Raw genomic sequence first — 12,240 nt, forward strand, 5'->3', positions numbered from 1 at the left:
TTATGAATAAAGAAAAAATTTCTATTTTTAAAAATCCGTTCTATCTTGAAAGCTCACTAAGTTTATTATTATTCTTTAGTGCATGGGGAATCTGGTGGTCATTCTTCCAAATTTGGCTAACTAATGATCTCGGATTTTCAGGAGCTAAAGTTGGATTAATTTATACTCTTGACTCTGCAATCACTTTGATTTTAATGTTTATTTATGGCTCTATTCAAGATAAACTAGGTATAAAAAGACGTCTACTAATAGCTGTTACAGTTCTAGAAATGTTGCTTGGACCATTCTTTACCTGGATATATGCTCCGTTACTTCATTCTAATTTTATTTTAGGTGCATTTTGCGGCTCACTTTATCTATCATTTGCCTTTCTTGCAGCATCTCCAACTTTTGAAGCATTAGCTGAACGTATGAGTCGTCGATATGGCTTTGAATATGGAAAAGCTAGAGCATGGGGATCATTTGGTTATGCAATTTCTGCTCTTTGCGCAGGTTATCTATTTACTGTTAGTCCATATTTAGTATTTTGGTTATGTAGTGCATTGAGTGTTTTAACTTTTTTGTTATTATGTTTTGATAAAACAAAAAATCCTCAAGAAATTAACGAATTTATCGATAAAAAAGAGGAAAAACATGATTCTGAAAAGCCGAGCTTTAAAGATATTCTAAGTGTTTTTAAAATGAAGCAATTATGGGAATTGGTAATATTTATTATTTTTAGTGGTTCTTTCTATACCGTCTTTGATCAACAGATGTTTCCACAATTTTTCACGCAATTCTTCACTACACCAGCTCAAGGTAATACTGCATATGGTATTTTAAACTCTATTGAAGTATTCTTAGAGGCAGCAATGATGGCAGTCGTTCCTTGGATAATGAAAAAAATTGGCGTACGTAAAACTCTACTAATTGGGGTTACTATCATGTTCTTAAGAATAGGTCTTTGTGGAATTGTTACCAATCCAGTGGGGATTTCAATTGTAAAATTATTCCATGCTCCTGAAACTGCTATCTTTGCCTTGGCATTATTCCGTTACTTGACACTTCACTTTGATACGAGACTTTCTGCCACAATGTACATGGTAGTAGGTCAAATCGCTGGTCAAATTGGTCAAATCGTATTTTCAACACCATTAGGGATGCTTCATGATTCAATTGGTTATCGTAACACTTTCTTGGTAATTTCAATGATTGTTATCTGCTCCGCAATTTACGCATTCTTTATTTTGAGAAAAGACAATCAAGAAGTAAATGGTCAACCGTTAGCTGTTTCACACCATTATACACAGCATAAGCAACAAAGTCTTAAAGGCAGTAATTAGTTGTTGTTTATATAATATATTAAATAAGTATTTAAGATTTTAAATACTTATTTTTTGTATATTACAATTTTCCTCCTCTAAAATAGTATAATAAATTAGTAATAAAGAGATGAGGAATATAATGAATCAACCTAAAATGACTGATGTAGCTAAACTTGCAGGTGTTTCTACTAATACTGTCTCGCGTGTAATTCACCATCGAGGATATCTTAGTGAAAAGACAATCGCAAAAGTTGAAGCTGCAATGCAAACTTTACATTATCAACCAAATATGATTGCACAACAGTTACAATCCCACCGCACTAAATCTATTGGAATTTTAGTTCCCAGCGTAGCCAATCCATTTTTTGGTGAATTAACATATCAATTAGAAAGAAATCTTTTTTCCAATGGTTTTAAAGTTTTTTTAGGAAATGCAGAAAATGATATACACAAAGAACGTGCTTATTTACAACAACTTTTAGCTCGCCAAGTAGATGGATTAATCATTGCTACCCATAATCATCAAAATAAAATTCCTGAATATACTGATATTAATTTGCCACTAGTTACAATTGATAGATATTTAAATGAAACTATACCAAATATTAGCTCTGATAACTATGCAGGCGGGAAACTAGCAACTGAAACTCTTATTGAACGTGGTGCTAAAGAAATCATTCATACAGATAGTGTAGAAAGTTTTGATAAAAATGATTATTTAAGAAATAAAGCTTATGAAGATGTAATGATTGCTAATAACAGACAACCTATTACTTATAAGATTAAATTTAATGCTAATATAAACGAAAAAAAGAAGCTATATAACAAATTGTTCGATGAACATCCTAATGTGGACGGGATTTTTGCAAGTAATGATGTCGATGCGATACTTATTTTAGAGATTGCTCAACAGCGTGGAATAAAAATACCCCAAGATCTTCAAATAATAGGTTACGATGGTGCGCCAACTACCAAAATAATGCGTCCAGAGCTTGCTACTATTGTTCAGCCAATTCAGTTAATTGCTAAAACTTCAATTAGTGTTTTAAAGCATTTAATCAATAATAAACATGTAGAAAACAAATATGTATTACCTATTCTATTAAGAGAAGGTTCAACTTTAAAAAAATTAACAACAAACTAATTACAAAAATACCCCTCAAAAGAAAATTATTTCTTATGAAGGGTATTTATTTAATATTGTTGATTTTCATCAAAACCTAAAACATATGTAACCGCTGCTGAAACCACAATAGTAACTATAATTCCAATAATAATTGCTAGTGCGGTTTTTTCGAATAAAGCAATTGCAAAAATAGTTGAAAAACCTACCAAATATGCTTTAGCTCCAAGCAAACCTGCAGTTAAGCCTCCAACAAATCCTCCTGCCATTACACCATACATAGGACGCTTATATTTTAAGTTTATCCCATAAAGAGAAGGTTCTGTAACTCCAGCAAAAATCGCATCAACAGCAAGTGAAAATGCTTCACTACGTAATTTTTTATTTTTAGTACGTAAGCCAACTCCAATGTTAGCTCCACCTTCAGCCATATTATGAAGTAAAAACGCAGGTCGAATTAATGGATCATAACCAGGATTATTAATTAATTGCGGCATAAACGGCGCAATAGCGGCATGCATCCCAGTCATTACCAGCCATGGTAAAGCTGCTGCTAAAAGACCTGTTGCAAGCGGACCGACTGTTTTTCCAAGAAAAATTATAACCTGTGCAATTATTTCCCCTAAATAGTTTCCAACTGGACCTAAAATTAAAAATCCTAATGATCCAGCAATAAATATAGTTCCCACACCTACAAACACTGTTTTTAAGATACCGGGAATAAGTTTATTTAACAGTTTTTCAGCATAATATGCAGCAAGCGATATTAATAAAGCTGGCAACAAAGACGTTCCATAGTTGACGACTTTAACTGGTAAGTTAAATAAAGTAGGACTTGCCAAATGAGGATTGGTCATTAGTTTATTTAATAATTCATGAAAGCTTGGATATAGCAATGATGCAGTTGCCATCATTGCATAAGTAGGCGTAGCTTTTAATTTTAATGCGGCACCATAGGCAACCATAATCGGCATAAAGTAAAATGGTGCATCTGCAATCGCACTTAGTAACATATAACTACTAGTCTTCGCAAAAGAAGGGGCAATCCAAGCGGTTATTATTAGTAAAAACACCTTAAACATACCGCCTGCAATTAATGCTGGAATCATCGGAGTTACTGAGGCTTGAATATAGTCTAACGTAACTCTACCTGCTTTTTTCAAAGTGAATTTTTTACTGTTGCTTGATTGCTGAACTTTATCACTTAAATGATATTCTTCCATAATGGCTTCATAAGTAGGAGCTACATTCTTACCTAGTACAACCATATATTGGCCATTAGCAGAAGTTACTCCTAAGACTAATGGTAATTTTTTAATCGCTGCTGTATTAGCCTTACTCTCATCTTTTAACTCAAAACGTAAGCGAGTTGTACAGTGATAAAGAGAATTTATATTTTCTACTCCACCAACATTTTTTATTATTTCTTTTCCTAAATTAGAAAAATTCACTTTTTTACTCCTTAACAAGTATTCAATTATTATTTTGCTATAATATTCTACCACTATAGAACAATTGAATACATAGATAAGAAGAGAGAAATAATGTATTATGATTACATTAATTAGTGCATAGAAGCTCCGGTTGAAGCTTCTATATTATCCGATACTTTAACAGTATGAATTTCTGAATCAACATTATTCTCTAGTTCATTAGGAAGCTTACCATCATTAGCTGCAACTCTACCAGCTAATCGACCAAATGTTTGTGCATGGCTAGATGCTAACCCGGGAACACGATCTGGATATGATCCCCAAAAGAATCCACCACTATCATTACCTGCAGCATAAAGTTTATTAATTGGATTATACTCTTTATCCAAAACTTGCATATTTTCGTTAACTCTTAATCCATCAAATGTACCTAAAATACGTCCACCTAAAATACAACCATAATATGGTTTCTTTTTTATAGGACTCATTCTAAAGTATTCTTTACCAAAGTCATAATCAACGTGATCAATATAATTTTGATTTTGGCGTTCAACTGTCTTTTTTAAGTTTTCTACTGGCAAATTAAGCTTTTCAGCTAGTTCTTCAATTGTGTCAGCTTTAATAATCAACCCCTTTTTTATATATTGTTCAACGTCATCAATAAAGGCTTGCTTATTAGTCATGTATCCCGGAAAACCAAACTTAGCACAACCAAGCATATGGAATTGTTTTAACTCATCCGCATAATTATCATCCCAAATCATAGCATATAAGTAACCCGGTTCTTTAGCTGCAGCATTAGAAATAAATTGATATGGTATGGATTCATTTGCAAATCTTTTACCACGAAGATTAACTTTTAAAAATGGATATGAGCCAATCCAAAGCCAATTTTTTGTATTAGCGGTTTGAACATACATATCCTCAGTTTTTGTTCCTACAGGGACGAGTCCCCTATCAAAAATACATTCTGCAGGTTCTTGATCACGTAAAGCTCCAACTTCAAGAGCTGCGGTAATGCCTGTACCATCATTTCTCGGACTATCATTATAAACATTTTTCTTTAATGCTTCTGGATTCCATTTTTTAAGCAATTCTTTATTAGCAGAATATCCACCGGTACACAGAATTACACCCTTAGAAGCCTTAATTTGATATTCCTTGTCATCCTTTGTATCTTTTACAATTGCACCAGTAACAGTATCTCCTTCTTTAATTAATTTAACTAAAGAAGTGCTATAACGAATATCAATATCATTATCTTCCAACCATTTTTTAAACCAATGGGCATATGATACATATGATTTTCCATCTATAGTTGGATCGTTTTCTGTTGGAAATCCTTTATAAATATCCCCCGCTACCATTGCATCAGGTTCTGATCGTATATATGCACCATTAGGCTTTAAAATATTATCTTCTAACCAGTTAACAGTTTCTGAACTATGGTCGGCCCAAATATTTAATAATTTTTGATCTACATTATGTTGAGCAAATGAGGCTAAGTATTCAACTATATCATGTTTATTGATTGAAATACCTGCTCTCTTTTGAGCATTTGAATTAATTGCAGCATTGGATAATCTTAAAGGACCAAGAGTTTCGCCTTTTTCAAGCAAAATCACTTTGGCACCTACTTCACGTGCCGCAGCTGCAGCCATCATGCCAGAATCACCTGCACCTACTACCAAAACTTCTGTATTACATGTTTCGAGGTCATTCCCCATAATTTTACCTCCATTTATTAGTCATTGATGTTATCGCTTACAAGTTATATAGTAACATATAGTAAAAAGTCTCACTTATTGTTTTTGTTATTATTAATAAGATTTTGTTATCAAATAAAAAGAAGGTTATTTATGAACTTAGACCATTTAGAAATTTTTGTAGATACTGTTGAAACACATAATTTTAGAAAAACTGCAGAACGAAAACATATTTCACAGCCTGCTGTTTCTCAAGCTATTAATTCACTTGAACATGAAATCGGAGTTAAATTACTTTCTCGCTCTCGTAGTGGTGTAAAACCAACTCAAGACGGATTAGTATTTTATCAAGATGCTAAGTCATTAATAAATAACTATTATAAAGCCTTACAAAATGTTCAAAGTAATAATGAAGAAAAAGCCAAAGTAACTATAGGTATAACTTCTTCTCCCAATGAAAATCAATTCTTACCACAAATTTTACAACACTATAGTTTTAAACATCCTCATCAAAAAATATATCTTCAAACTTCTAATCATGAAACCTTAAAAAAGCAACTGTTCAATGAAAACTCCGATATTATTCTAACAACAAAAGATGATTTTAAAGATTTAAAACAAGTTAAGTATATTGAACTTACTATAGGCTATTTCTGTGCAGTCGTTCCTAAAACTTATTCTTTGGCCAATAAAACTCAATTAGAACCAGAAAATTTAAATAATACCAATATAATTATGTTAGACAGTAGCTGGTGTCCACCTAAACAGTTTGAACTTCAACAATTAATTACAAAAAACAACTCTAACTTAAATATTAGTTATGTAACCGATGTTTCTACTGCATATTTAATGTGTAAATCTAGTTTAGGCATTAGTATTATGCCCAACTTTATTGCTGGTAAAAGCACGAATCTTGTAACTATAATTCCAATTAAATACAATATCAATCTTAGCTATGGAATTGTTAAACTAAAACCTAATCATGCAAATTGTCTAGATAGATTCATTACATACCTTAAAGAAGGTTTCTTAACTTATCAAAATAAACATTAAAATTAACATCTAATTGAATATGCCTTATAATTTCTAGACTTGCATCTAATAATTATAAGGCACTTCAATATATTACATCTTGTTTCGTTTTTTATTAGTTATTTTAAAGCATCCCTTACAGCCTCTTTAATTGCACGACTAGTTGCTGAAGCGCCTGAAACTACGTCTACATCAATTGAATTAGCTTCTACAATTCTTTTAGGAACTTCTACTAAAGCTTTTTTACCTATATCTTCACTTTCATGATCTTGGATAACTTCCACATTAGTAATTTTATTATCATCTTGAGTTACACGAACAACTAACTTGCCACCAATACCTGCGTCAGATGAACCCAAAGATTGATTATTAGTAAGTTTAATATCTTCAACTTTATTTCCATCTACTAATTCATTTATACCATTATATTGATTTGATGCCTCTTCGTTAACTTCATCAATAGTTGTAGCAGCTTGTTCACCAGCAATCTTGCCCCAAATCAAGCATTCTGCCAAATTACCCCCTCCTTGATATTGATTAGCACAAATACCGCCTAATTCACCAGCACCATATAAGTGAGGAATAGGATTTTGATTAGTATCAAGTATCTCTGCCTTAGTGTTTCTTTCAGGACCACCTTGTGTATTTAATACATTGTAAGTCATCTTAATTGCATAAAATGGACCATTATTAAATTTACGCATTGTAATAATTGGGCGGTTAAATTGAAGATCTTCCCCATTATCAATTGCTTGATTAAAAATATGAACTTGTTTCTCTAATCCATTCACACTTAAACCTGTAATTTTAGCTAATCTTCCAATTGAATCAGCTTTGATAAGTCTATTTTTAATATTTAAAAAAAGCTCCTTATTTTTCTGCATATCTTCAAATTGTGCTTGATCAAAAATAAGATATGGTTTTTCTTGTGTTTTAGGTACTCTCCATTGACTATGATCAAATATATGCCCATGACGATTATTTTCAGTTTCATTAAAGTATCTCATACCATCATCTGCTACCATAAAAATACTTCCATTATTAAGTTCGGACCAACCTAAAAATAATTGTGAACGTTCTCCTTCAGGCGTATCAAATGAAAGTCCATGTAATAATCCTAAAGATTCATAGTTCCACATATGCCATAACTTCGCACCAACTTCTTCCGCCATTCTTATACCATCACCTTTATTGTAAATAGTTCCAAGCGGTGAAAGTTTTGGTACACCTAAATAATTTTGAATCATTTCCTTATTGTTTTCAAAACCACCAGTAGTTAAAATTACACCTTTTTTGGCTAAAACATTAATTATCTGACCATCTTTAATAATTTCAACACCTTTAATCACTTTATTATTAGAATCTTGGATTAAATGCATAGCTCTAGCTTCATACCACACATCAATTTTGTCATTTCGATTTAAAACTTTTTGACGCAAGATTTTCCAAAGTGCTGCATCAAACCAACCATTGTGAACCATTGTATAATCATAAGTTTTATGCCCTTCTAAATTTGGATATTCCTGACAAGCAGAAGCTTTTTTAGCATATGGCATATTAAAATCTTTCATAAAACTAACTGGATCTACATCTAAATATGTCTTAACATATTTAGGAATTTTTACCATGCCTTCTACATAAAGATCTACCATATCTTCAGGTAAACTCATTGGATGAGTTAAACCTTTATAGTATTTTTTAAGCTCATCACGATTATATCCTGTACCAATTAATTGAGCTGAATAACGTGTATTGCCGCCTTCATGACCATATGGAGCAATATCAATAATCAAAACTTTGGCATCATTATCTGCAGCAAATCTTGCGGCAGTTGCGCCTGCTCCACCAAAACCTAAAACAACAACATCATAAACTGCCTTCCAATTATTTTGTCTTAGCATAAATAACTACCTTTCATAATTTAATATTTGTTATCGCTTACAAACTAATTATGTGTTAAAATTCACATTAAGTACAATACTTTTTAATATTAAAAAATATAACTAAACAGTAATAAAATTATGAATAAAGAAGAAAATTTATATGATATTCTAAATTCAATCCAAACCTGTAATACAATTAGTGAGCTTGCAAATAAACTATTTCTTAGTCAGCCATATATAAGTAGAATCATTAAAGATGCTGAAAAGAAATATGATGTAATACTTATATATAGAAAAGAAAGACCTATCAAATTAACACAAGCCGGTGAATTAGTTCTCAATAATTTAAGAAAAATTATTGAAACACGAAATGAATTAAAATATAATCTTTTACCCTATAAGAAAACAGTCGAACACCAAGTGAAGATTGCTTTAAATCAGCCATGGCTAGAAATTAATGCGGATAAATTACTAGAATATCTATTAAAAGAGTTTCCAAATATTACCTTTTCCTTTTATGAAAGAACAACTAATTTAGCCCAAAAAGATTTACTTGATCATAATATTGATATATTTATTGGCAAATTTTTGACTAATAAAGATATTTCATCAATTTATGTAACTCAATCTCAACTTTATATAGTTGCTTCAGAAAGTTCTTCGATTTATAATTTACAATCTGCAGAGCTTAAACGAGAACACTTAAAAGAATTGGATAGTTTACCATATATTAGTCTTACAGATGATTCTTTCTTTCAAGCCATAATTGATAATTTGTTTTTAGAACATGAAGTAAATCTTAACAAGAAAATTAAAGTTCAAAATTCTATTGCAGCTGTAAAGCTAGCAGTAAAAGGATATGGTTTTGCTATTTCATTAAAAGATACTGCTTTAGAAATTGCAGCTAAAGAGAATAAACTAATCAAGCTTATTCATATTCCAGATAATTTATTACAACTTAGTATTGGAATTTCTTATTTAAATAATTCTCATAAATTAATTAAAAATATTACTCAAAGCATTACTAACTACTTTAAGGAGAATTCATTTTTCAATTAAAAGTATAAAAATAGTCCTATTAGATTAATGAAAATCTTGTAGGACTACTTTAGCTTATTTTATACATCATTTAAAAATAAAATTTTATATTTACTATTATAGTTAAATCTTAATGTAATACTCTAACTTAATCTTTAATTTTGAATATATGTTTCCACGCATAGTCCAAAGAATTTTCATTAGAACTAATATCATTTATCAAATTTAAATTAGACCACCATTTGCTAGAATATTTTTTGGAAATCAAAGTATACTTTTTATAGTTATTAATTTCTAAATAAACAAACAACTTATTTTCTTTTTCATCAAAATATATTGCAGAATCAACTATTCCTACATCTACTAAAATATTTTTCATCTTAATAAAATCAAAACTCATATCGTTAAAATTATTAATATGCGTGATTCTTCCCAGTTTGGTTGACATACTTCTTCACTCTTTCTTTTTTGGTATTAGTTTCTATATCTTTGCCATAGCGTTCACGTGTAATTTCATCCAATGATTTGCCGCGAGTATGTGGAGTCCAAATAGTACCAATTACTAATGAAACTAGTAAAAAGATAATCATTAATGTTCCAGCTGCCTTGAATCCCATTCCTGTTAAAATTGATGGGAAAATAATTGACCAAATACCAGCACTACCACGAACTGCAAAGAACATAAATCCTTGTGCACCAGCACGATACTTAGTTGGAAATAGTTCAGTTGACCATAATGAATACCAAGCTTGAGCACCAATACCTGCAGAAATTCCCCACAAAGTAACAAAAGTGATAAGAGCTGGCCAGCCCATTCCAATATAAGCAAGAACTACCCAAGAAATTAAGGCCATAGCTGCCCCAACAAAGAAGAATATTCTATGGTTCCACTTGTCACCAAATTTTGCAAATCCAAAATAACCAGATAACGCTGTAAAGCCCCAAAGTACAGCTTGAAGTAAGTTAGCTTGCATATTTGATAAACCACCTGCTGTTTCATATACATATGGCATAAAGAATCCCATCGCACCTGCAACTAGATTCCAGAACATGTAAACACCAACTAAGAATAGTACTGATTTTACACTTACCATGTTCGAGAAGAGATCCTTATAAGGATGAGTTTTTTCACCGGTTTCTTTTTCAATTTTCTTTTGTTCAACCCATTCTTTTGATTCAGGTAATTTTCTTTGAAGATTCCAAGCAACAAATGCAATAAACGTTAAAATTCCAAATAAAATTCTATTGCCCATTACACCCAATGGCGAGATCAAAGTACCAGCGATAAAAATAACAACGGGTCCTAATGACCAGACAAATTGAGAAATTCCCATATTTTTAGCTCGATTATTACCGCCAGAGCTTTCAGAAATATAAGTCCATGAGGCTGGAACTCCAGCACCTACAGCAATACCATTAATGAGAAATCCTAATAATAGCATTGGAAAATTTACAGAAAATGCAATTAGTAATGTTCCTAACATATAAACAAGCATGTCATAAGTATAGATGATTTTTCTCCCATATTTATCGGATAGATGACCACCAATCAAAGCACCTATAGCTGCACCGAATGCATTTGCACTTAAAGCACCTAACCAGCCAACTTGTACACTATTTAATTTTAAATAAGATGTCCAGAGTGTTAATCCGCTAGCGCCTGCTACAATACTTCCTGAATCTAAAAAGTTAGTGAGAGAAACAGCCCAAGTAGAAAAATTTTTTGTCTTAGCCATATAACTTACTTCCTTACTATAAAATAATCAACTAATATCTTAACAAACCTTACATATTTATTTATACCGTATAATGTAATCGCTTACAATGACACTAAAGCTAGAAAATAGTAACATATTAATCGATTTTTTTAGACAATATTTCTCATGCAATCCACCCCGAATAAAATAACCAGCCAGCAAGTAAAATTGAAAATCCCATTGTAATCCAAGCAACAAGTTTGAATGATAGAAATCTAATACTATATTGTCCTAAATACCCTCCTATAAATAGACCTATTGCCATGGGAAAAGCTTTCATCCAATCTACAGATGCACCAAATATAAAAACCATAAGAGCTACTAAATTTCCTATGGCTCCAACAATATCTTTCATTGCATTGATTGTATAAAATTCATCATCTGACAAATAATTAATAAAAATTAAGTGAATAACTCCTGCCGCAGCACCAAAATAACCTGTATACATTCCACCTATTATCAAACCAATATATGATCCAATAATTCCTAATTTTGACCGTTTCTTTTTCTTTAATCCTTCTTCATTCTTTTTACCTTTATTACTTATAATCAATGCAACACCAGACAACAAAATAAAGAATGGTACAATTCTTTCAAAAACTTTTCCAGGAAATTTAATTAACAATAAACTTCCTAGTACTACACCAAACAACAAAAATATGCAGTATTTTCCAAACTCAAACCAATGGCCCAGCATTTTTTTATAAGATGCTAATAATACACCAGGTCCTGTAAAAATTAGCGCTGCAGTACTTGTAATATTCGCTATAATCGGCGAGCAACCCGCCATTAAAAGTGCAGGATACGATACAAGTGATGCCATACTAGCAACTGCCGATACTACTCCAGAAACAATTCCAGCAAATACTAAAAATATAACTATTTCAACTCCCGACATTTCATTTCACTCTTTCTAAATTAAAAAGAAGACCGAATTTTTCATTCGATCTTCTTTATCTGTTAT

10 protein-coding genes are annotated in these 12,240 nt (G+C 31.4%); 4 read left to right on the forward strand and 6 right to left on the reverse strand.

Features of this window, described 5'->3' with window-relative positions; all coding sequences use genetic code 11:
• The first annotated feature begins 2 nt into the window (after positions 1-2).
• Complete coding sequence (locus ACTHPI_RS02350) at positions 3-1,322, forward strand: oligosaccharide MFS transporter (protein ID WP_445352575.1); 1,320 nt, start codon at positions 3-5, stop codon at positions 1,320-1,322.
• Between the two features lie 121 nt (positions 1,323-1,443).
• Positions 1,444-2,448 carry a LacI family DNA-binding transcriptional regulator gene (locus ACTHPI_RS02355; RefSeq protein WP_445352576.1) on the forward strand — a complete coding sequence of 335 codons (1,005 nt, stop codon included), beginning with the start codon at positions 1,444-1,446 and terminating at the stop codon, positions 2,446-2,448.
• A gap of 50 nt (positions 2,449-2,498) precedes the next feature.
• Here the strand turns inward: ACTHPI_RS02355 and ACTHPI_RS02360 are convergent, their stop codons facing one another.
• A complete protein-coding gene (locus ACTHPI_RS02360) occupies positions 2,499-3,878 on the reverse strand; it encodes a PTS transporter subunit EIIC (protein ID WP_445352577.1) in 1,380 nt (459 codons plus the stop codon).
• A 113-nt stretch (positions 3,879-3,991) separates the two neighbouring features.
• Entirely contained in the window at positions 3,992-5,587 is a 1,596-nt protein-coding gene (locus tag ACTHPI_RS02365) for an FAD-dependent oxidoreductase (protein WP_445352578.1), read from the reverse strand.
• A 132-nt stretch (positions 5,588-5,719) separates the two neighbouring features.
• On the opposite strand from ACTHPI_RS02365, the gene ACTHPI_RS02370 reads away from it, so the two are divergent.
• Positions 5,720-6,619, forward strand: a complete 900-nt coding sequence (locus tag ACTHPI_RS02370; RefSeq protein ID WP_445352579.1) for a LysR family transcriptional regulator — start codon at positions 5,720-5,722, stop codon at positions 6,617-6,619.
• Positions 6,620-6,717: 98 nt separating this feature from the next.
• On the opposite strand, the gene ACTHPI_RS02375 is transcribed toward ACTHPI_RS02370, so the two are convergent.
• On the reverse strand, positions 6,718-8,499 hold the full coding sequence (locus tag ACTHPI_RS02375; RefSeq protein ID WP_445352580.1) for an FAD-binding protein: 1,782 nt from the start codon (positions 8,497-8,499) through the stop codon (positions 6,718-6,720).
• A gap of 120 nt (positions 8,500-8,619) precedes the next feature.
• Between ACTHPI_RS02375 and ACTHPI_RS02380 the strand changes: the two genes are divergently transcribed.
• The gene (locus ACTHPI_RS02380; RefSeq protein ID WP_445352581.1) at positions 8,620-9,540 is read left to right on the forward strand and encodes a LysR substrate-binding domain-containing protein; all 921 of its coding nucleotides are present in this window, start codon (positions 8,620-8,622) and stop codon (positions 9,538-9,540) included.
• 127 nt (positions 9,541-9,667) lie between these two features.
• Here the strand turns inward: ACTHPI_RS02380 and ACTHPI_RS02385 are convergent, their stop codons facing one another.
• The 3 genes from ACTHPI_RS02385 to ACTHPI_RS02395 form a co-directional block, all read right to left on the reverse strand.
• Positions 9,668-9,967: an L-rhamnose mutarotase gene (locus ACTHPI_RS02385; protein ID WP_445352582.1), complete on the reverse strand. Its 300-nt coding sequence runs from the start codon at positions 9,965-9,967 to the stop codon at positions 9,668-9,670.
• The gene (locus ACTHPI_RS02390; RefSeq protein ID WP_445352583.1) at positions 9,933-11,255 is read right to left on the reverse strand and encodes an MFS transporter; all 1,323 of its coding nucleotides are present in this window, start codon (positions 11,253-11,255) and stop codon (positions 9,933-9,935) included. Before ACTHPI_RS02390 ends, ACTHPI_RS02385 begins: the two co-directional genes overlap by 35 nt.
• 145 nt (positions 11,256-11,400) lie before the next feature.
• On the reverse strand, positions 11,401-12,174 hold the full coding sequence (locus tag ACTHPI_RS02395; protein WP_445352584.1) for a sulfite exporter TauE/SafE family protein: 774 nt from the start codon (positions 12,172-12,174) through the stop codon (positions 11,401-11,403).
• Positions 12,175-12,240 lie beyond the last annotated feature (66 nt).

This window comes from Lactobacillus sp. PSON (assembly GCF_052615405.1).